This is a genomic window from Tunturiibacter empetritectus, from assembly GCF_014201375.1.
Taxonomy (GTDB): domain Bacteria; phylum Acidobacteriota; class Terriglobia; order Terriglobales; family Acidobacteriaceae; genus Edaphobacter; species Edaphobacter lichenicola_D.
In genome coordinates, this window is sequence record NZ_JACHDZ010000004.1 from 69,726 (window position 1) to 93,732 (window position 24,007).

The following is a 24,007-nucleotide window of genomic DNA, read 5'->3' on the forward strand; positions in this document are numbered from 1 at the left end:
TCTCGCTCAACCTCACGGTGTCTTCGTCTCCCCTTTAAGATACTTGTCGAACCAGCCCACCGACCGCGTCAGCTCATCCACCTGGTGCTCCCGCTTGATAAAGCCATGCCCTTCTTCGGGGTAGTACACCGCATCCACCGTGCGTCCCTCCTTCTTCAGAATCTCCACCACCTGCTCGGCCTCCTCCTTGGGCACGCGAATATCCCGCTCGCCCTGCAGCACCAGCAGCGGAGCCTTCTCCTCGCGGATGTACTTCAGCGGCGAAGAAGCCTCATAGACCGCCTTGTCCGCCACCGGATCGCCTAGCAGCGTCTTCTCATACTCCTGCAGCCGCGCGTCGGAGTGCTGCAGCATCGTGTACCAGTCAAGAATCCCGTACTCATCCACGGCCGCCGCCCACATATCAGGATTCTTCCCGATGGCCATCAACGTCATAAACCCGCCATACGAGCCGCCCCAGATCCCCACCTTCTTCGCGTCGATAAATCCAGTAGCCTTCAGGAAATCGACGCCGGCGATCTCATCCTTTAGGTCGGCGCCGCCAAGGTCTTTGTAGTTCGAGTTCTGAAACTCCATCCCGTAGCCCGTTGATCCGCGCACGTTCGGCGCAATTACTACGAACCCACGCGATACCAGCAGAATGGCCCGGGGATTGAAGCTATCTACCGTCTGGCCCGTCGGTCCGCCGTGCGGCATCACCACCACGGGGGTCGTACCATCACGCTTCAAGTTGAACGGAACCCATACAAACGCCGAGATCATCTTTCCATCGAAACTTTTGTACGTCACCAGTTGCGACGAAGGCAGCACAGCCGCCGCCAGCACCGAACTCTCATTGTGTGTCACCTGGGTAATTGCGCCGCCAGCACTCAGCAGATAGAGATTCGGCGCATGCGTCGAGTCCTGATGGGAAAACAGATAGCTGCCATCATCACGAAACGCCGTCGGCCCGGCACCAGCAGTATTCAACCCCGCCGGTATGCCGCGATCGCTCGCCTTCAGCGTCTTCGCATCCACAAAACTAATCGTGGCTCGTCCATCCGCGTTCAGGGTGTAAGTAAACGCGTCCCCCTTCGGCGAAAATTCCCCCGCGTGCCCCTCCCACTGCGTATCCGTCACCCACCGCTGCTTCTTCGAGGCGATATCCAGCAACGCGACATTCAAATAGCCGCCCTTTTCATTTGAAGTCAGCAGCAGGGTCTTGCCGTCGGGCGATATCGCGGAGGCTAAGACGAGCGCCTTCCCAGTATGAGCCGTCAGCTTCTCGGCCGCACCACTCTTGACATCCAACCGGTAGAGGTCCGCATCGTCGAGCCCCACCTGGCGCACCACGTACAGGCTTCGTCCATCCGGGCTCCAGTCCTCAACATCCCAGAAGGCCTTCGGATCCGTCTCGTGGGTCAAGACCCGCACCTTCCCCGTTGCCCACTCCATCACCGCGATGTTGGTCGAAGCCTCCACCTTCACCTTGTTGTCAAACGCCAACCACTTGCCATCTTTGGAAAAAAGCGGACTGCTCTCACTGGTCTTGTCCGTATTCGTAAGATTCCGTGGCTCCCCTCCACTCACGGCAACCGCGTAAAGGTCGTAGAGCTCATCGCCGCCCTTGTCCTGCTCGTAGACGATCTCTTTGCCGTCTTTGGTAAACGTGGGGCTGGACTGCCGGTCATCCGACTTCAGCAGCTGCCGTGCCCCCGTTCCATCCGCCTGCATCAACCAGAGATTAAGACGCCCCGAAGCATTGCTGATGTATCCGATCTGCTTACCGTCCGGCGACCATGTTGAACCTCCGAGGCGCACCGTCTGCAGCAACTCGGCTACCGGCATCGGAGATGACCCAGCCGCGCTCTCCGCCGAAACCACGCTCCTGGGGTCCGTCGCCACCCTGTCACCCGGTCCCGAAGCAAATCCCAAAACCGAAGCCAGCAGAACTAATCCAGGCAACAAGCGGAAGCGTGTCATCGCAGACTCCATAACAAATCGAAGTGAACACCAGAAACCGAACCGGGCCAGACTAGCACGCTGCGACCCGCAATTTCTCGCCGGAAAATCACATTCGGCCACAGGCGTTCAACGAATGCGAAGGATCACTTCTCCCCGCTGATCTCCTTCGTCACCTTGCCCTCAGCATTTAGAAATGCAACACGGTTCCCCATCAGGCTTTAGGCAAGACCCACCTTCTCGACGGCAAGGCTGGAGGTAATAAGACCGCGTTCACTGGTGTTGGAGAGACTGACGGTCTCGTAGCTTTTGGAGCTGAGATCGTAGACCTGACACTCATCGAAGGGGCGTGAGTAGATATGTAGTGTGACGGCGCGGGAGCCGAACGCAGGGGGATTGACGACAAGATGGATGGGTTCGTCAGAGTCGACCTCGGCAGGATTGTTAGCGTCGATGATGTAGCGGTCGGTGGGTGCGAGCTCACAGAAATGCGTCGCGGCGTCCTGGTGGACGAGGCGGTAGTTCTGCACCTGTACCTTGCCAAAGGCGATGCCCATCCAGCAACGCTGGTTCGTGTGATTGTGAATCCTGCTCTTCTGCCCGATGTCCCAGCAGATAGCGATGAGATCGAAGAGCGATGTATGAAGAATGAGATTTCGCGTGTAGCGCTCCGGGCTGAAGTAGAGATACGGATGCAGACTCTCGATGGAGACCGGATTCTCACGCATATACTCGAGCACGGCGTTGTCGGTAAATTGCTGTTCCGGAATTTCGCTTAGCCCGGTGGCGAAGGCGCTGATGTCAATCATGGAAGTTCAACTCCTACAGTGTCACTCCCGATTGTTGCTGGTCGCGACGAGGGGAGTCAAGGAACTCCAGAGAGACGGGCGCATTCGGACAGCAGGAGTCAGTCGCGGATTGAACCTTACCTGATATCGGCCTGCCGCTTCCGTACCTCAACCAAAGTCGAATAAAACGTAGCCCCGCCGCCGATATCGGTCAGCCTCTCCGATGTCAGCGCATTCACATTCGAGCCGTTTGCCGAAAGCTTGTTCCAATCCAGCCGCGCCGCGACCACGCCCGCCGCCACCTGCGCGTTCACCAGCGCGTGCAGGGTGATGCTCCCGCGCCCGTTGAAGACCTCCACCGCATCGCCCGTCGCGATCTCTCGCGCTGCCGCATCGGTCGCATGCATCTCAAGTAGGCCAGCCGTGCGCGCCTCCATCCGCTGGTGCAGCGGAATATTCGCAAACGTCGAGTTCATGTAGTTGTCCGCCTTCCGCGGCAAAAACTCCAGTGGATACGCGTCCTTCGCCGCATTCGCGCGGGACTCGGTCGGCGCGGCAAAGACGGGCACGGGCAACAACTCGCCGCGTCCGCTTGATGTTTTGAACCACTCTGCTGTGCTGAACGGCAGCACGTCACCGTTTGCATCCACCGGCATCTGTAGCGGGACGTGCCCCTCCCGCTCCAACCGCTCGCGGGTAACTCCGACAAACCAGGGGTTCTCGCTCTTCAGCGCTTGATCGATCAACTCGTCCTCGCGATCGTCAAAGCACGGCTCGTCAAATCCCATCCGCCGCGCCAGCTCCCCAAACATCGCGACGTTGCTCCGCGCCTCACCCAACGGCGCAATCGCTCGGTTGCTCACCTGCGCGAACAGATGGCCATACGCTCCCTGCACATCCTTGACCTCGAGAAACGTCGGCGCAGGCAAGAGCACATCGGCATAGTCCGCCGTATCGGTAAAGAACTGCTCGTGCACCACCGTAAACAGATCGTCGCGCTTCATTCCGCGCAGTACATCATTCTGGTTCGGAGCCACCGCCGCCGGGTTCGAGTTATACACAAACAGCGCCTTCACGCCTGGACCATCTGCCGCATCGTTGCCCAGCCTAGTCAGCGCCTGGCCCAGCTGACTCATATTCACCACGCGCGCCGGTCTTCCCAACGGACTGGCCAGCATCAACTCCGGCATCTGCAGCGCCTTGTCGTTGAACGGAAATGAACCCGACGTGGAGAGCAGCAACCCGCCGCCCTTGTACTTCCACGCACCTGTCAACAGCGGCAGCATGCAGACCGCCCGCGCCGCCGTGCCGCCGTTCTCGCTCCGCTGAATTCCGTAGTTCAACCGAATCACAGCAGGCCCTGACGAGCCGTTACGCCCCGCCGCAGCATAGGCCCGGGCCAGCCGCACGATCGCGCCCGCATCAATTCCAGTGGCCTTCGCTACATTCTCCGGCGAGTGCTCCGGCTTCAGCGCATGAGTTCGCAGCTCGTCAAACCCGTTCGTGCACGCAGCGACATACTCGCGATCCTCGAGCCCCATGCTCAGGATCACGTGCATCAGCCCCAACGCGAGCGCTGTATCGGTTCCCGGATTGATGGCCAGATGCTCATCGGCGAGCGCAGCCGTCCGCGTCCTGTACGGATCGATCACCACCAACCGCGCCCCCTTGCGACGCGCCTCTTCAATGAACGGCCACAGGTGCACATTGTTGCCGTGGATGTTGGCGCCCCAGGCAATCACCAACCCTGCATGTGCGAAGTCCTGCGGTACCGTCCCCAGCTTCACACCGTAGACAGCCTTCAGCGCCGTCCCGCCCGCCTCGGCGCAGATCGTCCGCGCCAGCTGGGAGGCACCCAGCCGATGAAAGAACCTGCGGTCCATCGACCCATAGCCAAGCTGCCCAATCGTCCCGGCGTAGCTGTAGGGCAGCACACTCTCCGGCCCGAACTCCGCCGCGATCTTCGTCAGCTTCGCCGCAACCTCATCCAGCGCCTCCTCCCACGAGATGCGCTCAAACGCCTCCGCCTCGCGCCCCTTGATGGATCCATAGCCCAGCGGCCCCTTCGCCGCGCCCTTTCGCCGACGCATCGGATACAACAATCGATCTGGCGAATAGACGCGATCAAGGTACTTCGCCACCTTGCCGCACAAAAATCCGCGCGTTACAGGATGCGAAGGATCGCCCTGCACCTTCACCGCCTTGCCGGTCAGCTCATCCACCGTCACCAGCACGCCGCACGAGTCCGGGCAGTCATGCGAACACACCGCATGAACAACCTTCCTTGCGCCCTGTTGCACGACCGTTTCGACGGGATTTACAGCCATTCCATTATTTTAGTCTCAACAGCCTGCACCCGCGCCAATCGCCGTTGTATGCTGCTCCCAACACTCAGAGCAAGCTGACAAACCCATGCCTCGCCATCACCTGTCCTCTCCAGCACGCCTTGAAGCCTTCTCCGACGGAGTCATCGCCGTCATCATCACCATCATGGTGCTTGAGCTCAAAGTTCCCGGCCAGAACGGAATCGCCGGGCTCTACTCTGTTCTCCCAATCCTCGCCATCTATGCCATCTCCTTTGCATTTACGGGGATATATTGGATAAATCATCACCACCTGGTCCACCGCACCGAGGAGGCCGATGAGCTCATCCTCTATTCCAATCTCTTCTTCCTCTTCTGCTTGTCTCTGCTGCCCTTCCTCACCTCTTATGTGCTTGAAAAAGAGATGGACTCCTTCTCGGTCGCCCTCTACATCTCTTCGATGGTCGTCACCGGCTTCAGCTTTCTGCTGTTGCGCCTCTCCATTGGCCGCCGCCTCCGCCTCACCGGCAAACTCGAGACCCAGGACACCTCCGTCCAGCGCAAGCATCTCTACTCTCTCTTCACTTATCTGGTGGCTATTCCGGTGGCCTTCTCCCATCCCCACGTGGCTCTCGGCCTGTGTGCCTTCGTCACCGTCATCTGGGTGACGCCCACCGCCGGCGTCAAACCACGCGAATCCGATGACACCGGCGACAACGCCCACTTCAACCGCGATTAGCTCGCTATAAAGCTGGCTCACGAAGCATCTCCGCATCCACCGCCTCGGTCGCTCGCCGTTCGAAGCGATCCCGAAGCACCATGAACGGGCGCTCCACCAACCCGTACAACACGCCAGCCGCCACCAGGCACGTCACCGCATAAACGACCACCGTCTTCCACTCCGGAGAAGCCGTGAGCGTGGGCAGGTACCTTCGATCCAGATTTGCGACCTCCTTATGCGTCAGATAAAGACTGAATGCAAGCGTAGCCAGCAAACGCGACCCCGGCACTGAAAACCTGCTCAGCCACCCATTGCGGCTGACGCTCGAAACCACCAGCAAACCCAACCCAATCGCGAGAAGCGGATACCCGATCACCGTTCCCCACGCAGCAATCTTCGTTGCATCGCCCATCGCATCGTCTCGAAACATCCAGCAGACCGTCCCTGTAAGCGCGATCCCTGAAACCATCGCCGCATGACCTCTGCGCGCCAGCCAGGACCACCATTCCGGCCGGAAGATCCGCACCAGTGCCAGCGTCACCCCAACCACCAGTCCATCCAGCCGCGAGTACGTCGGATAGTACAGATAGCGGTAGTAAAAAATCCCAAAGTCGTCGGGTACCTCCCGTCCACTCCATCCTGACGGCGCAATCAGAGGCAACAGCTTGTAGCCGCGAAAGCAGGTCCCAAACAGAATCACGCCACCGATGACAAAGACCGTCTTGCGCAAAGACGGCCTTCGCATCAACCAGATCACCAATAGCGGAAGCACCAGATAAAAATGCTCCTCCACACACAGCGACCACACATGCGAAAAGGCATGCTGGCTAAAGTCGACGAAGAACAGATTGACCGTGAATGTCAAAAACTGCCACAGCGGGGGCAGCACCGGAGACTCCCGCCATGCAGGAAACACAAGGTAGATCCATAAAACAGCAAAATACGCGGGAAGAATCCGATAGGCTCTCCGGCGGTAAAAACTCCGAATCGAAGGGCGATCGCCAGACGCGTAGGGCTTTAGCAGCTGCGTCCCGATCAGATACCCGCTCAACACAAAGAACAGGTCGACCCCCATCCAGCCAAACTGCGCAACAACTGCCATGCTCTCCGGAAGAGATGATTTCAGGTGATACAACATCACCGCCACGATCGCGGCCGCCCGCAACGTGTCCAGCCCCGGCAATCGCGCTGCGTACGATCGTGTCATCAACATCCTTTGTCAAAACAATAACCGGCAATTCCCTTACTCTCCGAAGACAGGTCGAAGACTATCCAAAGGGTGCACAGACAGTTACCGTAAACAATCCGGCCGCCGAATCCTTCACCCACATCGGCTACTATCAATTCAACCTGACACCGCATTTTATGAAGCAACCACACGAAGCAACGTCAGACCAAACAGCTTTTCCTTCGAGGTTCCTCATGCCACTGCGTTCCTCTCTCCGCCTTGCTTCCGTCTTCCTCTTCCTTCTCGCGCCGATTACTCTACCTGCACAGACCGAGCCGCTCCACACAGCCTCCCGCCAGGAACTCGACGTCATCAAGGTCCTCCTTGCCCAGGAGGCTGCCTGGAACCGCGGCGATCTCACCGCCTTCGCCAGCGGCTACAAAGACTCCCCTGACACCCTCTTCATCACTCACCAGATCTCCCGCGGCTACGCTGGCCTGCTCGATCAGTACAAGCGCGACTACCCCAGCCACGCCGCCATGGGCACCCTCACCTTCTCCGATCTAGAGGTCCACACGCTCGATGAAAACTTCGCCGTCTGCATCGGCAGGTATCATCTTGACCGCGGCAAAAAAGATGGCGGCAACGCCGGAGGCATCTTCTCCCTCATCTTCGAAAAGACGCCGGACGGCTGGAAGATCATCGTCGACCACACCACTTAGCCGCGCGGAGCGCTATGCTCGCTCGCCACTAAGCTCCGCGATCAGCCCTTCCAGCTCAGCCCGCACCTTGGCGCTCATCATCTCAAACAAGAAACCCGCCCCGCGCGTCCTTACCATCCTGCTGGTTCCCTCGCACCGCAGCACACGGTCATGCGCTCGAAAGATTATCTCCACCGGCGTGCCCGGAGTTAGTCGCAGCCGGGCTTCTGTTTCGATGTAGCACCCCCCCTGACTCACATCGAGCACACGCCCGCGAAACAGCATCGTCCCATCCTTCACCATCACCTCGGCCCACGCATCCACGGCGTAGCGCGTATGCTCCCGCCGTTCGACGATTCCCTCCACCGCAACACTCCGCCGTTCCTTCTGATCCTTTTGTTCTTGCTGCTCTTCCTGCTCCGCATGGCCATCGAACTGGCTCTCGACTTGACCCTCGAACTTGTCCACGCCCGCCTCCCAGAGATCTTACCCATTCCGCGAAGCGAGAACGGCTGATCCAATCATCGGCGCAGATCCCGAAAGCATTAAAGCTTTGAAACTCACGCCCAATCGCTCCTCTGCAGCACTCTCAATTTATTAGTTTCCGGTATCCAAACCGCTCCTCAAAATTGCGGGCCGGCAATCCAACCCCAGCCGTCCGACATACCTCTTATTAGCGTGTGGCTGTGCAAGCCGAGCCTAACGGAGACACCGATGCAATGCACAAAATGCCACTACGGCAAGCTCTCGCGCACAAAACGCGTCGGACTTCTCGAGGGCAGTGTCCTCCCCTTCTTCGGCTACTTTCCGTGGACCTGCTCCACCTGCAAGCAGCGAGTCCTGCTCAAAGACCGCGGAGAACGAAGGCGACTCGTCCGCGATGACGACTCAGGTCCAACCCGATCAGCCTGCCCACAAGAAAACGACCTCCACCAGCTACGGTGAAGGCCGCTCGATCTCAAGTCTGAAGACGCTCAGACCGTCATGATCTCTTTTTCCTTCGCCTTGAATAGCTCTTCCACCCGTTTGATCTCCACGTCGGTCAGCTGCTGAACCTCTTCGTTCGCCCGCTTCTCATCATCGGCCGAGATCAACTTGTCCTTCGCAGCCTTCTTGATCTGGTCGTTTCCATCGCGACGAATATTCCTGATCGCAGTCTTGTGGTCCTCGAGCGTCTTGTTCAGTTGTTTCACCACATCCTTGCGCCGCTCCTCGGTCATCGGGGGTACCGGCACGCGAATCACCTTGCCATCGGTCATCGGATTCAGCCCAGTACCCGAGGTGCGAATCGCCTTCTCGATCGCCGATACCATCCCCGCGTCGTAAGGTTGCACCAGGATCAGCGTCGGCTCGGGCGTAGAGATCTGCCCCATCTGGGCCACCGGGGTATCCGTGCCGTAGTAATCCACTTTGATCTGGTCGAGCATGTGCACATTTGCCCGCCCTGTCCGCGCCGACAGCAGATGTCCACGGAAGTCTTCGACCGTGCTCTCCATCTTCGCCTTCAGCTGCTGATGCGTGCCTTTTAGCGCTTCGATCCCTGCCATTGCCGATGCCATACGTTCTCCTCCACTGCCATCCGATATTTTACAGAGACGCGCTCCACCGTGCGAGGCTAGCCGCGAAAACCTGCCCTGGCCCCGTGTCCTGCCGGACGGGCCTCCTGCGCGGAGGGCGGTCACTTCGTGACGCGTATACCAGTCTTGGCTGGATTGGCTGCATAGGGCCTCCCGCTGGTCGGCACAATCTTCCCTCCGACCAACGGGAGGACCAGCCGAAGGGGTACACAAGTCACGAAGTGACCGCTACCCGCGCAGGGCGCCCGTCCGGCAAGGACAGCTTTAAAGAGCAGCGAGGATCTGATCGGCGATGGCGGCAGCTTCGACGGCAGGGCGGACATCATGGGTACGAAGGATATGCGCTCCAGCGAGGATGGCCGCTACGTTCGCGGCAGTGGAGGCGTGGAGGCGGTCGTCCATCGAAGGGGTTGCGCCTTCGAGAAGAACCGACAGGCTGGGGCTTTGGGCTAGAGTGTGGGCCAAGAAGCCCTTGCGCGAGATGCCGGCCAGGATCGGTAGAGCGAACCGGCTGAGTTGGTCGAAGTGCGCCAGCAGTGGGTAGTTTTCGTCGAGACGCTTGCCAAAGCCGAAGCCTGGATCGAGGACGATTTTGTTGCGTTGGACACCGGCTGCGGTTGCGGACTCGAGGCGCTCGCCTAGTTCGGTGAGGATCAGAGGCATGACTGCTTCGGGCGCCAGTGCGGGAAGGCTCGGCCACTCCTGGGGGTGGCCCCGGGTGTGCATGAGTATGGCTCCGCAGCCAGACTGGGCGCAGGTTTTGGACATGTCGGGGTCCCAGAGGTGACCGCTGACGTCGTTGATGATCTCGGCTCCTGCTTCGAGGGCGCGGCGAGCGGTAGTGGCGTGGAAAGTGTCGACAGAGAGGATGGTGCCGGGTTTTTCTTTGCGGATGGATTCGAGGACGGGGAGGATGCGGGATTGTTCTTCGCCTGGGGAGAGCGGGGTGGCGTTGGGACGGGTGGATTCTCCGCCGATATCGAGGATCTCGGCGCCTTCTTCGAGCATCTTCAGTGCCTGGGCGAGGGCTCGCTCGGGGGCGTGTTGGGGAGAGTAGAAGTAGCCGCCGTCGGAGAAAGAGTCGGGCGTGACGTTGAGGATGCCCATGATGACGGTTCGCGCGCCGAGTGGGAGGATGCGAGTGCGGAGGTGCCAGTCGTGATGGGTGCGACGGGTGAAGGGCATGGTTGGATTTTAGCTGTCTGTCCTGCCGGACGGGCCCACTGCGCTTTGTCACCCCACAAACGAAGACCTGTTTGTGGGGACCCCGATTCGGCGGGCGTTTCGCACGCCTCTTTAGAGCTTCGGGTGATCCTTCCGTTGGTCGGAACCACTTCCCTCGCGACCAACGGGAGCGCCAACCGAAGGGGTATACAAGTCACGAAGTGACCGCACCACGCGGAGTGGGCCCGTCCGGCAGGACATGGGGTCTCTTGGAAAGAGGATGCTAGACTGCGCGGATGGTGAGGCTTTCGGGATGCGGTGCGGCTTGGCTGCTGGGGATTGCGGTGTGCGCCCAGCCACTCTGGGCACAGACGCAGGACGTTGGATGCGATGGAGCGATCGTGGCGAAAGCTGGCCGGAGCGGGCCTTGCACCCCGTTGGGTCAGACGATTGCCGTGCTGTTGGAGGAGACCGCGGTGGCGCGGGATCACTGGGGCATCGCGGTGGTAGCAATGGACGGCGCACCGATCTATTCGTTGAATGAAGGACAGCTGTTTCAGCCGGCTAGTAACGCGAAGCTGTTTACTACTGCAGCGGCGATGGCTCTGCTGGGAGCGAAGGCGACCTATCAGACGAAGGTTCTGGCACGGGGTGTCTTTGAAGATGGCGGAAAGCTGACGGGCTATCTTGTGCTGGTTGGAAATGGTGATGCGAACTTGTCGGGCCGAGTGCTGCCATATGTGGCTCCGCTGCCCGGGCAGAAGCCTGATGCGGCGGAGTCAGGCCCTGCTCCGCTGCGGTATCTGGAAGAGATGGCGGACCAGATCGCGGCGACTGGGCTGAAGAGCGTGCGGGGAGATGTGATTGGGGATGACACGATCTTTCCGTGGGAGCCTTATGCGCAGAACTGGGCCATCGACGATGCGGTGTGGGGATATGGCGCGCCGGTGTCGGCTCTGTCGATCAACGATAACCAGATCAAGGTGACGGTGACGCCCGGAGATGCGGTGGGTGCGCCGGCTAGTGTGGTGATCGATCCGGCGATGCCTTATTACAAACTGGATGTTGCAGTGACTACGGGAGCGGCGAAGAGTGGGAACACGGTGCAGATGGAACGCGCTCCTGGGTCTAGGGTGTTGCGAATCTACGGAGCGATTGGTTTGCATGGGCAGCCGGATATGGAGGAGATTGCGATTCAGGATCCGGCCGCTTATGCGGCGATGGCGCTGAAGGGAATGCTGGAGGCTCGCGGGATTCATGTGACCGGAGAGGCCAGGGCGCGGCATCGGGTGTTGCTGGATACAGAGAGCTTCAGTCGCGAGTCGGGCGCGATTGTGGATGTTGCGACGAAGGAGGTGACGCCGCAACAAAGGATCGAACCGCCGGACGATGCGGCTTTTGACATAGCTGTTACGGGAGAAGAGAGGACTCTGGTTAGTCACGCGTCCGCTGCGCTTTCTGAAGACGTCGTTGTGACGAATAAGGAGAGCCAGAATCTGCATGCGGAGTTGATGCTGCGTCAGCTTGGACTGGCGCGTGGAAGAGATGGGACGATCGCGCAGGGGGCGCGGGTGTTGCGGCAGTTTCTTGTGAACGCGGGTGTTGATAAGGATGATTTTGTGTTCTTCGATGGGTCGGGGTTGAGCGGACATGATCTGGTGACGCCGCGGGCGACCGTGCGGTTGCTGCAGTATGCGACCGGGCAGACGTGGTTTGTGGATTGGAAGAGCAGCCTGCCGGGTGGGGGAGTGGATGGGTCGCTGGAAGGGCGGTTTACGAAGGCACCGCTGAAGGGGAAGGTGTTTGCGAAGACGGGGACACTGGGGGAGGCGCGGGCTTTGAGTGGTTATGTGGAGTGTGCGAGTGGGCGGACGGTGATCTTTTCGATCATGGTGGGGAATCACCTGCCGCAGGTTCACGCGGACCGCGAGGTGATGGACAAGATCGTTGAGGCGATTGCGGCAGCGAATTAATTTCGAGAGATGGATGAGAGAATGAGAGGATGATTCGGGCTTTTTCTTTGTTGTTTTTATTGGGAGTGATTGTCGGATGCAAGTCGATAGCGCCACCTACTCCGCTGGCGGATTTAAATGCGCAGCAGACGCATGGACACGCGGTGTACCAGGCACATTGTGCGCAGTGCCACTATGACCGCAAGGATGCGGCGCTGCACGGGCCGGCACTGATTGGGATGTTCAAGAAGCCTTATCTGTCGAGTGGTGCGCCGGCGAATGATGAGCGCGTGACCGCGACGATTGTGCATGGGCGCAACCTGATGCCGGCACTGGGGAGTACGCTGGATCCGCAGGATCTCGATGACCTGCTGGCGTATCTGCATACTCTATGAGCGATCCGGAAGAGATAAAGAAGCTCGAAGCGCGGGCGCATGGGATGTTGCCGGGTGTGGCGGGGATCGCGCTGTTCATGCTGGTGCTGACGATGGTGAATGCGTTCGCTGCGTTGAGCGGCAAGTTTGGTGTGGGCGCGGGGAAGTATGGTGTGCTGGCGTTGTGCACGCTGCTGGCGGCGGGGGTGTTCGGGCTGCTGCGGCTGCGGCGCTGGGGCTGGGCGCTGGTGCTGGGTGGGTGTCTGACGCTTTGTCTGGGGAACTTGTTCGTGTTTGAGAAGACGCACGCTGGGCCGTTCCTGGTGCAGGGATTGTTTGCGCTGGTGTTCTTTCTTTATCTGGTTAGAACGGAAGTTCGGGATAGGTTGCGATGAGCTGGTGGCTGCGCCATATCGGGTGGTGGCCGCCGCTGTTTGGGACGGGTATCAAGGTGACGCGGCTGGATAAGGATCTGCGCGCGATTGATGTGGAGATGCCGCTGCGGCCGTGGAATCGCAACTATATGGGGGTGCAGTTTGGCGGGTCGTTGTTTGCGCTGACCGATCCGTTTTACATGATTATGCTGGCTACGAATCTTGGGCCGGAGTTTGTGGTTTGGGATAAGGCGGCTTCGATACGTTACAAAAAGCCTGGATTGGGGCGGGTTCGCGCGGAGTTTCGTCTGACGGCGGAGCGTCTCGCTGAGGTTCGAGCGCTGGTCGCGGCGGAGGGGCGGACGGATGTGCGGTTCCTGGTGGAGGTGAAGGACGATGCGGGGGGAGTGGTCGCGGAGGTGGAACGGGTGATCTACTGCGCTACGAAAAAAGCGCATGAGGAGAAGAAAAAAATGAGGGGTGGTGGCGAGGGATGATTTTTGCCGTTTTGCTGGTGTTTTTTGAGGGGGTTTCGGGAAAAAGCTGGTTTTGGGTGTGGTGTTTTGGTGGTGTGGTTGTGGTGGATTGCTGGTGGGAGGGTGGTGTTTCGCCGCGTGTTTTTGAAGGCTGAAAGATACGCCAGCTTTTTGGGATTTATTTTTCTCTGCACAAATCTCTGCACAAGATTGTCCTGCCGGACGGGCGCCCTGCGCGGGCAGCGGTCACTTCGTGACGCGTGTACCGGTCCTGGTGGGTTCGCGACTTGGGTCCTCCCTTTGGTCGGGATCGGGGTTCTACTGCTTGCTTATTTGCTGGCTTGCGTGTTTCCCATGGAAAGGGCTGTCTGCCTGGCGTAGGTCGCAGTTGTCTGGACTGAGTCTATCGGCACACAGGGGCGCGGAGCTACGTTCTGGCCAGGGAGGACCGCTGGACCTGCGGTTCGCATCTGGCCTGCGGGACACGGCTGCAGAAGCAGCGTCGGGCGTAGATCGGCAGGCAGGGGCGGAGCCTCGATGGAGCCGGTCAGGACAGCATTCTCCTTCGAGCCGGGCCAGGCGTAGGGAGCCACACGGATGGGTCCGTAGCCCACTACCGGGAACTTGGTCGGCACCGTAAAACTCCTGTCGACCAGGACGTAGGCCGACTCAGCCGTCTTGCCTAGCAGGCGGTTGTCGGAGGCCAGCTGCAGGACGTGATCGCCTACGGTTACGGTGAGGGTCTTGTCGTCGAAGGCTCTCTTCTGTTCGACCGCGCCGGGGAAGGGATCGTTCGAGATGATCGTGGTGCCGACGCCGGGGACGTAGATGTAGACGTATTTGAGGTCCTTGATCTCGTAGTTGAGCGCGGCCTTGCCGGTCATCCCGTCGACGGTCAGGGTGCCGCGGCTGATCGAAACCGAGACTGTTTTAGGTGGCTTCTCTTTCGGGGCGTGCAGCTTCTTACCGTTCTCGTCGTATCCGAGCTCGTTTTTGGTCTGCATGACGGGCTTGTTCTGTGCGTCGAAGAGTGGGTGTCCCTTTTTGTCGCGCTGCTGCCGGATCGGCGGGTTGAACATCAGCTTTCCGTCGGGGTCCTGTTGCTGCTTGCCTTCCGCGTCGAGCATCGGGGTGGGCGGCAGCTCCACCACGGTGTTTGGCCCGGTGTACTCCTGCTTGCCTTTTTTGTCCTTAACGGCTGGTGCGGCGGGTAGCGGGGTGGTTGAAGCCGGTGCAGCTTTGGTCTCTACGAGGGAGGGTCCGGTCTGCGCCTGATCGGGCGCGGGCTGGATGGTGGGCTGGGATGTGTCTGCGGGCTGCGGGGCGGGCTGCGCCGCCTGTATCTGCTCCGCAGGCTTTGTCTGCTGGTCGGTTTGGACCTGCGCGAGGGCGTGGCCGACTGAGGTAAAGGCCAGGGCCAGACCGAGGAGGCCGGAGAGCGATGGAGTATTCGTTTGCGTTATCGTCCGCATGATTGAGATTCGCGTCATTGAGGTTCATCCTCCGTATTTCTCTGCTGTGCTGTGCACACGGCGTAAGAGTCCCTAATGGGGAGCATATGCCCAGTTCGTAATCTTTTGATGGTCTTTCTCCAGTTACGTCTACGACTTCCGGGTCATTACTTTCTGTGTACCGGGGAGGAGAGACGGTGTCAGGACTGCTACAACGTAAAAAATTAGACGGGACTCTTGACATATTCCGATATCGGAATGTAATGTTTTGGGCATGGCAAGGGCAACCACTACTTCGGACAGTTTCAATGCGGTTGCTGAGCCTCGGCGGCGGGAGATTTTGAGCTATCTTGCCGGGGCCGAGCGGCCGGTTGGAGAGATTGTGGCGGCTCTTGGCCTTCCGCAGCCTTCGATCTCCAAGCACCTGCGCGTGCTGCACGACGTGGGGCTGGTTCGGATGCGCTGCCAGGGCCGCCAGAAGCTGTACCGAACCAACGCTGAAGCGATACGGCCACTGCACGAGTGGGCTGCAACGTTCGAGCGGTACTGGCAGCACCAGTTGCTTCGTGTGAAGGAGCTGGCGGAGGCTACTGTCCGCCATGGCGCGGCCGATTGGAATTCGGCTGACTCAACCACCCCAGACTCAAAGACACCAGGCTCAAAACCACCAGACTCAAACACATAAGGAGAGATGATGATTGCTACTGACAAGACGCTCGAAGACATGACTTTTACGATTAACCAGGAGATCCACGTTAAAGCGCCGTTGGATGTAACCTTTGCCGCGCTGCTGGAGCAGCTGGGGCCCGGCAACGAGACCGAGGATGGCAAATCGATGAACATGAAGATCGAACCGTGGCCGGGTGGAAGGTGGTATCGCGACCTGGGCGACGGCAATGGGCACTTCTGGGCCAATGTGCAGGCGATCAAGCGGCCTACGCTGCTGGAGTTCTCTGGTCCGTTGTTCGCGTCGTTCCCGCTCGTGAACAACGTGCAGTATCGGCTGAGTGAAGTCGCTGGGGGAACGCTGATCACGTTCAAGCACACGGCGCTCGGCTTGCTGACGGAGAAAGACAAGGCAGGGATGCCCAAGGGTTGGAACTCAATGCATGAGCGTGTCCGCGTCCATGCCGAGGCCTCGCGCAAATAGCAGCTCGAGGCAGAGGCAGCTCTTCGATCCCTGCCCGGGACTGGACCAATTCGATTCCTGATCCCGCTTTGAAGGACACACACCCGAAAGGAGAACCGCATGCTCGCACAATACTTACTCGCAGAGTTTGAAGCTCAGGCTCCGGTTACGCGGAGGTTTCTCGAGCGCCTTCCTGAGGACAAGCTCACCTGGAGGCCTCACGCGAGGTCGTTGACCGCCGGGCAACTGGCCTATCACCTCGCGTTCGTGCCGGGAGGAGTCGTTCGCAGCGCTCAGAAGAACGAGATCACGCCGCCAGACTTCCAGTTCCCCCAACCTGCAAGCGTGCAGGAGGTCCTCGACACCATGGACCGGAGCGTGGCCACGGTGCGCGAGGTGCTGCCGGGATTCGATGACGCGGCGATGAACGCAACCTGGCGCATCGTCGACGGCGACAAGGAGATTGCAGCTATGCCGCGCATCGCCTTCCTGCGCAATATCATGCTGAACCATTGGTACCAGCACCGTGGTCAGTTCTGCGTCTACCTGCGCCTGCTCGACGTTGCTGTGCCGTCAAGCTGGGGCCCTAGCGCTGACGAGCGTTCAGCGCTCCAGCCGGAACCTCAGCCGGCGTAATCGCGGAGCAGCGGAACTGCCCGTCGCGCAAGGAGGAGAAGGCTATGTGTCCCGTGTGCTTGGCAACCGCAGCGCTGATCGCCGGCAGCGTCACCTCTTCGGGTGGGCTGGCTGCTGTTGCGATCAGGAAGCTTGGAGTGAAGCTGTCTCGCGAAGAGAACGGAGCGGGAGAGAGTGCTCCGAGGTCGAATCAGTCAACCGAATAAGGAGAGAGAAGATGTCAACGAGCATGATGGAGAAGGCGAAGGTCGTGTCGCAGGAGGAGTGGCTTGCGGCTCGCGAGGGGCTGCTGGCTAAGGAGAAACAGCTTACGCGGGAGCGTGATGCGTTGGCGGCTGAGCGCCGGCGGATGCCGTGGATGGCGGTGGAGAAGCAGTATGAGTTCGAGGGACCGAGGGGCAAGGCGAGTCTGCTGGACCTGTTCGAGGGGCGACGTCAGCTGATCGTCTATCGGGCTTTCTTCGAGCCGGGTGTGTTTGGCTGGCCGGACCATGCGTGCCGCGGCTGCTCGCTGGGTGCAGACCAGGTGTCGCATCTCTCGCATCTGAATGCGCGCGATACGACCCTTGTGTACGCCTCGCGCGCGTCGCAGCCGGAGATTGAGCGTCTGAAGACGCGGATGGGCTGGACGATGCCGTGGTACACCATTACCGACGGCTTCGACGTGGACTTCGGCGTGGACCAATGGCATGGCCATAACGCGTTTATCCGCGATGGCGACAAGGTGTTTCGCACTTACTTCATTAACAGCCGCGGGGATGAGGCGATGGGTAGCGTGTGGAGCTATCTGGACATGACTGCGCTGGGACGACAGGAGGAGTGGGAGGATTCGCCTAAGGGCTACCCGCAGACTGCGCCGTATAAGTGGTGGAACTGGCACGATGAGTACGCGGCGAGCGCAGCGCCTGACGCTGGATGGGCCAAGGTGGTCGACAGCGCCAAGGTGACGCTGGGCCTGAAGGACTGACGCGGAAGAACGTGGGTTTGGGCGGGTTGGATACAATTGAGGAATGACTCCGCCCGTGGCCCCGTTGACTCCAGAGCTGGTGCAGATTGATCTGACGCCGCGTAAACCCGCGTCGAAGCCGGCTTGGTTGAAGGCGAAGGCTCCAATGGGGGAGACCTTTCATAACCTGAAGAAGATGGCGCGCGAGCTGAACCTGCATACGGTGTGCGAGAGCGCGCAGTGTCCGAATATTGGCGAGTGCTGGAATCAAAAGTCGGCTACGTTCATGATGCTGGGGAATCTTTGCACGCGGCGGTGCGGGTTTTGCGCGGTGCCGAAGGGCAAGCCGGAGCCGATTGATTTTGATGAGCCGCGGCGGGTGGCCTATGCGGTGGCGCAGCTTGGGCTGGCGCATGCGGTGATTACGAGTGTGAATCGCGATGACGATAATGTGGGCGCGGCGCGGGCGTTTGTGAGTGTGATTGAAGAGATTCGGATGCAGGCTCCGGGGTGCAGGGTGGAGGTGCTAACCCCGGACTTTCAGGGGAACGAAGAGGCGCTGCGGCTGGTGGTGGCGGCGTGGCCGGAGATTCTGAACCACAATATTGAGACAGTGCCGCGGCTTTATCGAGTGGCGAAGTCGGGTGGGCGGTATGAGAAGTCGCTGCGGTTTTTAGAGCATGCGAAGGAGCTTGCGGCTGAGATGTTTGGCGAGTCGCTGGGGGATCGGCCATTTGTAACCCGTCCTTTTGTAACCAAGACAGGCATTATTGTGGGGATGGGCGAGGAGATGCATGAGCTGCTGGCGGTGTTTCGCGATTTGGCGGATCGGAAGGTGGATATTCTGACGATCGGACAGTATCTTCGGCCGTCAAGGGATCATCTGCCGATGGCTCGGTACTATACGCCGGAGGAGTTTGCTTTTTTGAAGCATGAGGCTGTGGGGATGGGCTTCAAGCATGTGGAGAGTGGGCCACTGGTGCGGAGTAGCTATCATGCGCAGGAGCAGGCGGAGTCGACTGGGTTGGCTTAGCGATGACCGCACCTCACCACGTAGAAGGTGATGAGTTGCGTGACGCGCTCTGGCTGCAGGTCCGTAAGATCTTGATGGAAAAGTGGGATCCCATTGGAGTTTGTGGAGAACCAAACGCAACGAATGAATACGACTCTTACATTCCCAGGCTAAGGGCACTTCTCCGTGCTGTCTCTGGAGTTGATCCGGTTCTCGACTATCTTGACTGGGTTGCGAGCGAACGAATGGGTTTCACAAGTCAACGTGAACAAGGACGCGCCGCCGCTGAATCTCTTTGCAAGTTGAATTTGACTGATCCCCACTAAATGAGTCATCGCCGGTTGCTTCCAGGCATCTTGCTTGGGTTTTAAATAAAGTCCTAAAGGATTAGTTGACAAAAGTGGGTTGGTTGCTGCTTAATCTACTAAAGGATTAGGAGGTGGGCTGGTGACGACGCAGACGAAGACGAATCAGGGGCTGACGCCGCTGGAGCTGGAGATTATGCAGGTTCTGTGGGAGGCGGGGCCGTGCACGGTGAGCGAGGTGCAGCCGAAGTTGAAGGCGGAGCTGGCCTACACGACGGTGCAGACGATGTTAAATGTGCTGCTGCGCAAGAGCAAGGTGAAGCGGGTGCAGGAGGGGCGCGCCTTTCGCTACCGCGCCGCCGTGAGCCGGGAACGGGCGACGGGGAGCGCGTTGAACGACATGGTAAAGCGGATGTTTGGCGGCTCCAGTGAGGCGCTGCTGATGGCGATGGTGGATGCGCGGCAGATCAGCGCGGAGGAGCTGGAGCGGGTGGGAAAGAGGCTGGCGGCGGCGGAGCGTGACGCGGCGAAGGAGGAGAGATGATCGAACGGACGCTGGTGGAGTATGTGGCGAATGCGTTGTGGCAGCTGCCGATGCTGGCCGGCGGCGCGTGGTTGTTGCTCGCAGCCGTGAAGGCCGGACCGCGGATCCAGCATGGGGTGTGGTTGATGGTGCTGGGTCTGGCGGTGGTGCTTCCGTTGCATGGAATGGGTGGGGAGCTGGCGCCGGTTCGAGTGCGACCGGACGTGGGGGTGTTGGTGGGAGTTCGTGATGTCGCGCCGGCTGGTGGGGATTTGACGACGGGGAGTATGCAGCGGGTTAGCGAGGAGCCGGCAGAGATATCGCTTCGTCCGCGGCGTGTGGAGGTCTCGGTGACGGCGGCGCGGTGGGTGGTGAGTCTGTATGCGGGTGCGGTGATCTTTGGGCTGTGGAGAGTGATCTGGGCCTGGCGTGCGGCGCGGCGGCTGGTAGAGCGGTCGCGGGAGGTGACGCTGGCGGGAGAACAGACGGTGGTGCTGGGGGACTATGGGCGGCGGCTTCGCATCAGGCTGCCGCAGGTGCGCGAGAGTGTGGAGATCTCGAGCCCGATGATTGTGGGGGTGATTGCGCCAGTGCTTCTTCTGCCGGTGGAGTTTGCACGGTATGAGGCCGAGGAGATGAGGGCGGCGCTGCTGCATGAGCTGGCGCATGTGAAGCGGAGGGACACGCTGGAGAATGCACTCTGCCAGTTGGTGGCGCTGCCGGTGAGCTGGCATCCGGTGACGCAGTGGGTGCAGGGGAGGATTCGTCGGACGCGCGAGATGGTGTGCGATGCGATGGCTGCGGAGGAGATGCGATCCGAGATTGGGTATGCGCGGTGTCTGCTGGCGCTGGCGAAGGGCATGATGGCGGGGCGGGAGTTTGAGCGGGAGACGGCAGGAGTTGGGTTGTTCCAATTGTTCCACAGCAATGTACTGGAGGAGAGAGTGATGAGACTGATGGAGAGTGGAGCGGTGATGGGATTGCGGACGAAGTTGATTCGCGCGGCGAGTGGAGCGATGGCGATGGTGGCGACGATGGCGGTGGCTGCGATGTTTCACCTGACGCCGACGATGGCGCAGGAGCAGATGCAGGCTCGGGTGCCGGAGATTGGACAGAGTGCGGTGCCAGAGGCTGGCCAGAGTGCGGCGCCGCAGGTTGTGCCAGATGCAGCTCCGCAGGTTGTGCCGGATGCAGCTCCGCAGGTTATGCCGGATGCCGCTCCGCAGGCTGCGCCGAATGCCGCTGCTGCTTCGGATTCAGCAGAGCGCAAGGTCACGGCCAGTAGGAAGCAGTCCGATGTCGTGGCAAAAAAGGGACAATATATCTATCACTGGGATGGCTCGGAGGATGAGCCGATCACGATCGTCAATGGACGGGTTCGAAAGCTCACTCCTGAGGAGCGCAGACAGATAAGGCAGCAGATGGAAAAGGCGAGTAAAGAGATAGCGGCGGCGACGGCGAGGATCAATAGCCCGAAGTTCAAGAAGCAGATAGAAGAGGCTGCCGCGGCGGCGGCAAAGGTGAATAGTCCGGAGTTCAAGAGGCAGATCGCTGAGGCGCAGTTGCAGGCCCAGAAGGCGAATGAGATGGTCCATAGCGAGGCCTTCAAAGAGCAGATGGCCGAGGTGCAGCGGAATCTGAAGGCGATGGAGATGCCGCGGATTCAGGAAGAGATTGCGAGGGCTACGGCAGAGGTGAATAGTCCTGAATTCAAGCAGCAGATGGCAGATATGCAGAAGGAGCTCGATGGAGTGGTGCAGCAGCGAATGGCGGAGGCGATGAAGCAGATGAAGGAGGCTCAGGAAGAAATGAAGGAGATGTCGCCGAAGTAGAACGTGCCGGAGATCGTACGAAAAAGCCACTCGATGGGATCGGGTGGCTTTTTTGTTGTCTGAGGATGATTACTGGATTGTCCTGCCGGACGGGCCTCCTACGCGGAAGGCGGTCACTTCGTGACGCGTGTACCTTGTCTTGGCAGGATCGCGGCTTGGGTCTTCCCGTTGGTCGGGTCGGATTGCCTGTTTGTGGTTGGACGTAAGATGATTTCACTCTGGGCTATGGGCTCAAAAGGGGGATCGGGCTATGGGACAGGTTGAGGTTTCGTCGAGGCTTGGGCTGAGTGAGTTGGCGCCGCGGCTGGTGCAGTCGGAGATTCGCGCGATGAGCGTGGCGTGCGATGCAATGGGTGGAGTGAACCTGGCGCAGGGAGTGTGCGACACCGAGGTGCCGGAGGTGGTAGCCGAAGGGGCGATTCGCGCGATTCGCGATGGGTTGAATATCTACACGCGGCTGGATGGGATTCCACGTCTCCGGCGAGCTATCGCCGAAAAGGTCGCGCGAACGCTGGGGATTGTGGTGGATCCCGAGCGCGAGGTGCTGGTGACCAGCGGCGTGACGGGAGCGTTTCAGGCGGCGGCAATGGCTCTGCTGAATCCGGGCGATGAGGTGCTGGTGTTTGAGCCGTTCTATGGGTATCACGTGAATACGCTGAGCTCGCTGCGGGTGGCGGCGGTGGCTGTGGCACTGACTGCGCCGGTTGGGGAGCTGGGCTGGGGGTTGGACCTGGCCGCGGTGAGAGCGGCGATTACGCCGAAGACGCGCGGTATGGTGATCAATACGCCGTCGAATCCGGCGGGGAAGGTGTTTACGAGGTTTGAGCTGGAGGGGTTGGCGGGGATTGCGGAGGAGTTCGATCTGTTCGTGTTTACGGATGAGATCTATGAGCACTTTGTGTATGGAGGCGCGACGCATCTGAGCCCGGCGTCGATTCCGGGGATGCGGGAGCGGACGATCCTGATGTCTGGGTTTTCGAAGACGTTTTCGGTGACGGGATGGAGGGTGGGGTACCTGATCGCGGATGCGAGGTGGCTGGGGTCGATTGGGTACTTTCATGATCTGACGTATGTGTGCGCGCCTGCTCCGATGCAGCAGGGAGTGGCGGATGGGGTGGAGCAGCTGGGGGAGGATTTTTACAGTGGACTGGCGATGGAGCATGAGGTGAAGCGCACGATGATTGTGGAGGCGCTGCGGGAGGCTCGGATGACGCCGCATGTGCCGGATGGGGCGTACTACGTGCTGGCTTCGGCGGCTGGGCTGCCTGGGGCTACGGCGGCAGAGAAGGCGCGGGCGCTGCTGGCGAAGACGGGAGTGGCTTCGGTGGCGGGATCGGCTTTCTTTCGGCCGGGGAAGGGTGAGGACCTGCTGCGGTTTTGCTTTGCGAAGAAGGATAAGGATCTGATGGAAGCTTGCCGGAGATTGCGGGAGCTTCGTTAGCGCGGCTTGCTTGCGGGTCCACTAAGATAGTGGTGTATGCCGCCTTTCTCTGAGGTGACGCGGATTGAAGCTGCGATCAAGAACAAGAGCTCGAAGGAGCTGGAGTGGTCGCTGTGGTACTGTCGGATGCGGCAGGCGGTGCCGAGTGCGCGGCCGGCGGATCTGAAGTACTGGCGCGGGATTGAGGCGCTGGTGAAAGAGACGATAGCGGGGCCTGTTGCGGCTAAGGTCTATCCGGTGAAGAAGAAGAAGGCGGGGCGTGGGTTGGGGCTGGGGCCGGTGGATGGCGGTGAGGATTCTTGAAGGACTCTGTCCTGCCGGACGGGCTCCCTGCGCGGGAGGCGGGCGTTCGCACGCCTTTTTAAAGCTTCGCGTGGTCCTCCCGTTGGTCGGAATAATCATCCTCGCGACCAACGGGAGCGCCAAGCGAAGCGGTATACGCGTCACGAAGTGACCGCGCTCCGCGCAGGAGGCCCGTCCGGCAGGACATGATCTTCTAAACCGGATTGCCAGCCGAGTCCGTACTCCAGCTCTCGGTCTGAAACGCGATAAATACCGCAGTCCACGTACCCTTCGACGGCAGACTGATAAACAACGCACCATCCTGCCACACGCCGTTATCCCCACTGAACCCGCCGCCTTTACCAGCCACAGGGTTTCCCTGGTTCATGTGGATGTCGTGGATCCCATCCACCTTCCCGGAGTCGGCGTACGCACTGCCGAATGCGTAGATCACGCCGTCTTTATCCGCGATCGTCATATTCAGCAGCGTGATTACGGCGTTCTCCAGCGCCTTCACCTTCGCCCGCTGGATCATCTCCTGCTCCGCACCGCCACCCTTGGCCTTCGCACGTGCCTGCGGCAGCAGAGTCATCTGCGCCTTCGTAATCATGGGCGCGCCGTTTACGGTACTCCGTACAAAGTCGAGCGCCAGTCCGCCCGGTTCACTTTTGAGCGCCGTCATCCCCATGGGCAGCGCCTGCAACCCGGCCAGATCCGGCGGCGTAAAGTCTTCGACGATGTCGTACAAGACCTCAGAGCTATCCACCGACTGAATATTGACCGCAACGGTGAACGGGCCGCCTGGGGCCTGCATCGTGATCTGGTAGTGCGTACTCGCCCCCGTGACGACCTTGCCCGAGGTCGGCTTTCCGGCCAGCACACTGTAGTTTGTAATCGGCATCCTTACTCCT

The 24,007-nt window shown here is 60.0% G+C and carries 27 protein-coding genes; 18 read left to right on the plus strand and 9 right to left on the minus strand.

Annotated features, from left to right (window positions below):
* Window positions 1–12: 12 nt before the first annotated feature.
* From HDF10_RS12370 to HDF10_RS12380, 3 genes are all read right to left on the minus strand, one after another.
* Complete coding sequence (locus tag HDF10_RS12370) at window positions 13–1,962, minus strand: S9 family peptidase (RefSeq protein ID WP_183813866.1); 1,950 nt, start codon at window positions 1,960–1,962, stop codon at window positions 13–15.
* Window positions 1,963–2,162: 200 nt separating this feature from the next.
* The gene (locus tag HDF10_RS12375) at window positions 2,163–2,750 is read right to left on the minus strand and encodes a cysteine dioxygenase (protein WP_183813868.1); all 588 of its coding nucleotides are present in this window, start codon (window positions 2,748–2,750) and stop codon (window positions 2,163–2,165) included.
* Window positions 2,751–2,866: 116 nt separating this feature from the next.
* Entirely contained in the window at window positions 2,867–5,056 is a 2,190-nt protein-coding gene (locus HDF10_RS12380; protein ID WP_183813870.1) for a molybdopterin-containing oxidoreductase family protein, read from the minus strand.
* Window positions 5,057–5,141: 85 nt separating this feature from the next.
* Here HDF10_RS12380 and HDF10_RS12385 point away from each other — a divergent pair, with 85 nt between their 5' ends.
* Window positions 5,142–5,771 carry a TMEM175 family protein gene (locus HDF10_RS12385; protein WP_183813872.1) on the plus strand — a complete coding sequence of 210 codons (630 nt, stop codon included), beginning with the start codon at window positions 5,142–5,144 and terminating at the stop codon, window positions 5,769–5,771.
* Between the two features lie 4 nt (window positions 5,772–5,775).
* On the opposite strand, the gene HDF10_RS12390 is transcribed toward HDF10_RS12385, so the two are convergent.
* Window positions 5,776–6,960 (minus strand): acyltransferase family protein, encoded by a 1,185-nt coding sequence (locus tag HDF10_RS12390; RefSeq protein WP_260177860.1) that lies wholly within the window; start codon window positions 6,958–6,960, stop codon window positions 5,776–5,778.
* Between the two features lie 215 nt (window positions 6,961–7,175).
* On the opposite strand from HDF10_RS12390, the gene HDF10_RS12395 reads away from it, so the two are divergent.
* Window positions 7,176–7,643, plus strand: coding sequence for a YybH family protein (locus HDF10_RS12395; RefSeq protein WP_183813875.1), 468 nt, complete (start codon window positions 7,176–7,178; stop codon window positions 7,641–7,643).
* A gap of 12 nt (window positions 7,644–7,655) precedes the next feature.
* On the opposite strand, the gene HDF10_RS12400 is transcribed toward HDF10_RS12395, so the two are convergent.
* Window positions 7,656–8,090 carry a PilZ domain-containing protein gene (locus HDF10_RS12400; RefSeq protein WP_183813877.1) on the minus strand — a complete coding sequence of 145 codons (435 nt, stop codon included), beginning with the start codon at window positions 8,088–8,090 and terminating at the stop codon, window positions 7,656–7,658.
* A 246-nt stretch (window positions 8,091–8,336) separates the two neighbouring features.
* On the opposite strand from HDF10_RS12400, the gene HDF10_RS12405 reads away from it, so the two are divergent.
* The gene (locus tag HDF10_RS12405; protein ID WP_183813879.1) at window positions 8,337–8,567 is read left to right on the plus strand and encodes a hypothetical protein; all 231 of its coding nucleotides are present in this window, start codon (window positions 8,337–8,339) and stop codon (window positions 8,565–8,567) included.
* A 29-nt stretch (window positions 8,568–8,596) separates the two neighbouring features.
* On the opposite strand, the gene frr is transcribed toward HDF10_RS12405, so the two are convergent.
* Both frr and folP read right to left on the minus strand, forming a co-directional pair.
* Entirely contained in the window at window positions 8,597–9,181 is a 585-nt protein-coding gene (gene frr, locus HDF10_RS12410; RefSeq protein WP_183813881.1) for a ribosome recycling factor, read from the minus strand.
* A gap of 282 nt (window positions 9,182–9,463) precedes the next feature.
* Window positions 9,464–10,384, minus strand: coding sequence for a dihydropteroate synthase (gene folP, locus HDF10_RS12415; RefSeq protein WP_260177861.1), 921 nt, complete (start codon window positions 10,382–10,384; stop codon window positions 9,464–9,466).
* A 275-nt stretch (window positions 10,385–10,659) separates the two neighbouring features.
* On the opposite strand from folP, the gene dacB reads away from it, so the two are divergent.
* The 5 genes from dacB to HDF10_RS12440 are packed head-to-tail and all read left to right on the plus strand — an operon-like array spanning window position 10,660 to window position 13,694.
* Window positions 10,660–12,336, plus strand: a complete 1,677-nt coding sequence (dacB, locus tag HDF10_RS12420) for a D-alanyl-D-alanine carboxypeptidase/D-alanyl-D-alanine endopeptidase (RefSeq protein WP_183813884.1) — start codon at window positions 10,660–10,662, stop codon at window positions 12,334–12,336.
* Window positions 12,337–12,365: 29 nt separating this feature from the next.
* Complete coding sequence (locus tag HDF10_RS12425) at window positions 12,366–12,710, plus strand: c-type cytochrome (RefSeq protein ID WP_183813886.1); 345 nt, start codon at window positions 12,366–12,368, stop codon at window positions 12,708–12,710.
* Window positions 12,707–13,084 (plus strand): hypothetical protein, encoded by a 378-nt coding sequence (locus HDF10_RS12430; protein WP_183813888.1) that lies wholly within the window; start codon window positions 12,707–12,709, stop codon window positions 13,082–13,084. The genes HDF10_RS12425 and HDF10_RS12430 overlap by 4 nt, the downstream gene beginning before the upstream one ends.
* A complete protein-coding gene (locus HDF10_RS12435; RefSeq protein ID WP_183813890.1) occupies window positions 13,081–13,560 on the plus strand; it encodes a DUF4442 domain-containing protein in 480 nt (159 codons plus the stop codon). The genes HDF10_RS12430 and HDF10_RS12435 overlap by 4 nt, the downstream gene beginning before the upstream one ends.
* Complete coding sequence (locus tag HDF10_RS12440; protein ID WP_183813892.1) at window positions 13,557–13,694, plus strand: hypothetical protein; 138 nt, start codon at window positions 13,557–13,559, stop codon at window positions 13,692–13,694. The genes HDF10_RS12435 and HDF10_RS12440 overlap by 4 nt, the downstream gene beginning before the upstream one ends.
* A 174-nt stretch (window positions 13,695–13,868) precedes the next feature.
* On the opposite strand, the gene HDF10_RS12445 is transcribed toward HDF10_RS12440, so the two are convergent.
* The gene (locus HDF10_RS12445; RefSeq protein WP_183813894.1) at window positions 13,869–15,029 is read right to left on the minus strand and encodes a hypothetical protein; all 1,161 of its coding nucleotides are present in this window, start codon (window positions 15,027–15,029) and stop codon (window positions 13,869–13,871) included.
* A gap of 235 nt (window positions 15,030–15,264) precedes the next feature.
* On the opposite strand from HDF10_RS12445, the gene HDF10_RS12450 reads away from it, so the two are divergent.
* The 10 genes from HDF10_RS12450 (at window position 15,265) to HDF10_RS12495 (ending at window position 23,117) form a co-directional block, all read left to right on the plus strand.
* Complete coding sequence (locus HDF10_RS12450) at window positions 15,265–15,675, plus strand: ArsR/SmtB family transcription factor (RefSeq protein ID WP_183813896.1); 411 nt, start codon at window positions 15,265–15,267, stop codon at window positions 15,673–15,675.
* 6 nt (window positions 15,676–15,681) lie between these two features.
* Window positions 15,682–16,140, plus strand: coding sequence for an SRPBCC family protein (locus HDF10_RS12455; protein WP_260177862.1), 459 nt, complete (start codon window positions 15,682–15,684; stop codon window positions 16,138–16,140).
* A 99-nt stretch (window positions 16,141–16,239) separates the two neighbouring features.
* The gene (locus HDF10_RS12460) at window positions 16,240–16,755 is read left to right on the plus strand and encodes a DinB family protein (protein ID WP_183813898.1); all 516 of its coding nucleotides are present in this window, start codon (window positions 16,240–16,242) and stop codon (window positions 16,753–16,755) included.
* Between the two features lie 44 nt (window positions 16,756–16,799).
* Complete coding sequence (locus HDF10_RS12465) at window positions 16,800–16,961, plus strand: hypothetical protein (RefSeq protein WP_183813900.1); 162 nt, start codon at window positions 16,800–16,802, stop codon at window positions 16,959–16,961.
* Between the two features lie 11 nt (window positions 16,962–16,972).
* Window positions 16,973–17,722, plus strand: a complete 750-nt coding sequence (locus tag HDF10_RS12470) for a DUF899 domain-containing protein (protein WP_183813902.1) — start codon at window positions 16,973–16,975, stop codon at window positions 17,720–17,722.
* 43 nt (window positions 17,723–17,765) lie between these two features.
* Window positions 17,766–18,734 carry a lipoyl synthase gene (gene lipA / locus HDF10_RS12475; RefSeq protein ID WP_183813904.1) on the plus strand — a complete coding sequence of 323 codons (969 nt, stop codon included), beginning with the start codon at window positions 17,766–17,768 and terminating at the stop codon, window positions 18,732–18,734.
* 426 nt (window positions 18,735–19,160) lie between these two features.
* Window positions 19,161–19,562 (plus strand): BlaI/MecI/CopY family transcriptional regulator, encoded by a 402-nt coding sequence (locus HDF10_RS12480; protein WP_311732749.1) that lies wholly within the window; start codon window positions 19,161–19,163, stop codon window positions 19,560–19,562.
* Entirely contained in the window at window positions 19,559–21,373 is a 1,815-nt protein-coding gene (locus HDF10_RS12485; protein ID WP_183813906.1) for a M56 family metallopeptidase, read from the plus strand. The genes HDF10_RS12480 and HDF10_RS12485 overlap by 4 nt, the downstream gene beginning before the upstream one ends.
* A 250-nt stretch (window positions 21,374–21,623) precedes the next feature.
* Window positions 21,624–22,814 (plus strand): pyridoxal phosphate-dependent aminotransferase, encoded by a 1,191-nt coding sequence (locus HDF10_RS12490; protein ID WP_183813908.1) that lies wholly within the window; start codon window positions 21,624–21,626, stop codon window positions 22,812–22,814.
* Between the two features lie 36 nt (window positions 22,815–22,850).
* Window positions 22,851–23,117, plus strand: coding sequence for a hypothetical protein (locus HDF10_RS12495; RefSeq protein WP_183813910.1), 267 nt, complete (start codon window positions 22,851–22,853; stop codon window positions 23,115–23,117).
* Between the two features lie 193 nt (window positions 23,118–23,310).
* Here HDF10_RS12495 and HDF10_RS12500 read toward each other — a convergent pair whose 3' ends face one another.
* Window positions 23,311–23,997 carry a YukJ family protein gene (locus tag HDF10_RS12500; RefSeq protein WP_183813912.1) on the minus strand — a complete coding sequence of 229 codons (687 nt, stop codon included), beginning with the start codon at window positions 23,995–23,997 and terminating at the stop codon, window positions 23,311–23,313.
* Window positions 23,998–24,007 lie beyond the last annotated feature (10 nt).

Bases quoted from the DNA above. Each gene is read 5' to 3' on its own strand.
- HDF10_RS12370 (WP_183813866.1), bottom strand. From the start codon at position 1,962: ATGACACGCTTCCGCTTGTTGCCTGGATTAGTTCTGCTGGCTTCGGTT.
- HDF10_RS12375 (WP_183813868.1), bottom strand. From the start codon at position 2,750: ATGATTGACATCAGCGCCTTCGCCACCGGGCTAAGCGAAATTCCGGAA.
- HDF10_RS12380 (WP_183813870.1), bottom strand. From the start codon at position 5,056: ATGGCTGTAAATCCCGTCGAAACGGTCGTGCAACAGGGCGCAAGGAAG.
- HDF10_RS12385 (WP_183813872.1), top strand. From the start codon at position 5,142: ATGCCTCGCCATCACCTGTCCTCTCCAGCACGCCTTGAAGCCTTCTCC.
- HDF10_RS12390 (WP_260177860.1), bottom strand. From the start codon at position 6,960: ATGACACGATCGTACGCAGCGCGATTGCCGGGGCTGGACACGTTGCGG.
- HDF10_RS12395 (WP_183813875.1), top strand. From the start codon at position 7,176: ATGCCACTGCGTTCCTCTCTCCGCCTTGCTTCCGTCTTCCTCTTCCTT.
- HDF10_RS12405 (WP_183813879.1), top strand. From the start codon at position 8,337: ATGCAATGCACAAAATGCCACTACGGCAAGCTCTCGCGCACAAAACGC.
- frr (WP_183813881.1), bottom strand. From the start codon at position 9,181: ATGGCATCGGCAATGGCAGGGATCGAAGCGCTAAAAGGCACGCATCAG.
- folP (WP_260177861.1), bottom strand. From the start codon at position 10,384: ATGCCCTTCACCCGTCGCACCCATCACGACTGGCACCTCCGCACTCGC.
- dacB (WP_183813884.1), top strand. From the start codon at position 10,660: ATGGTGAGGCTTTCGGGATGCGGTGCGGCTTGGCTGCTGGGGATTGCG.
- HDF10_RS12425 (WP_183813886.1), top strand. From the start codon at position 12,366: ATGATTCGGGCTTTTTCTTTGTTGTTTTTATTGGGAGTGATTGTCGGA.
- HDF10_RS12430 (WP_183813888.1), top strand. From the start codon at position 12,707: ATGAGCGATCCGGAAGAGATAAAGAAGCTCGAAGCGCGGGCGCATGGG.
- HDF10_RS12435 (WP_183813890.1), top strand. From the start codon at position 13,081: ATGAGCTGGTGGCTGCGCCATATCGGGTGGTGGCCGCCGCTGTTTGGG.
- HDF10_RS12440 (WP_183813892.1), top strand. From the start codon at position 13,557: ATGATTTTTGCCGTTTTGCTGGTGTTTTTTGAGGGGGTTTCGGGAAAA.
- HDF10_RS12445 (WP_183813894.1), bottom strand. From the start codon at position 15,029: ATGACGCGAATCTCAATCATGCGGACGATAACGCAAACGAATACTCCA.
- HDF10_RS12450 (WP_183813896.1), top strand. From the start codon at position 15,265: ATGGCAAGGGCAACCACTACTTCGGACAGTTTCAATGCGGTTGCTGAG.
- HDF10_RS12455 (WP_260177862.1), top strand. From the start codon at position 15,682: ATGATGATTGCTACTGACAAGACGCTCGAAGACATGACTTTTACGATT.
- HDF10_RS12460 (WP_183813898.1), top strand. From the start codon at position 16,240: ATGCTCGCACAATACTTACTCGCAGAGTTTGAAGCTCAGGCTCCGGTT.
- HDF10_RS12465 (WP_183813900.1), top strand. From the start codon at position 16,800: ATGTGTCCCGTGTGCTTGGCAACCGCAGCGCTGATCGCCGGCAGCGTC.
- HDF10_RS12470 (WP_183813902.1), top strand. From the start codon at position 16,973: ATGTCAACGAGCATGATGGAGAAGGCGAAGGTCGTGTCGCAGGAGGAG.
- lipA (WP_183813904.1), top strand. From the start codon at position 17,766: ATGACTCCGCCCGTGGCCCCGTTGACTCCAGAGCTGGTGCAGATTGAT.
- HDF10_RS12485 (WP_183813906.1), top strand. From the start codon at position 19,559: ATGATCGAACGGACGCTGGTGGAGTATGTGGCGAATGCGTTGTGGCAG.
- HDF10_RS12490 (WP_183813908.1), top strand. From the start codon at position 21,624: ATGGGACAGGTTGAGGTTTCGTCGAGGCTTGGGCTGAGTGAGTTGGCG.
- HDF10_RS12495 (WP_183813910.1), top strand. From the start codon at position 22,851: ATGCCGCCTTTCTCTGAGGTGACGCGGATTGAAGCTGCGATCAAGAAC.
- HDF10_RS12500 (WP_183813912.1), bottom strand. From the start codon at position 23,997: ATGCCGATTACAAACTACAGTGTGCTGGCCGGAAAGCCGACCTCGGGC.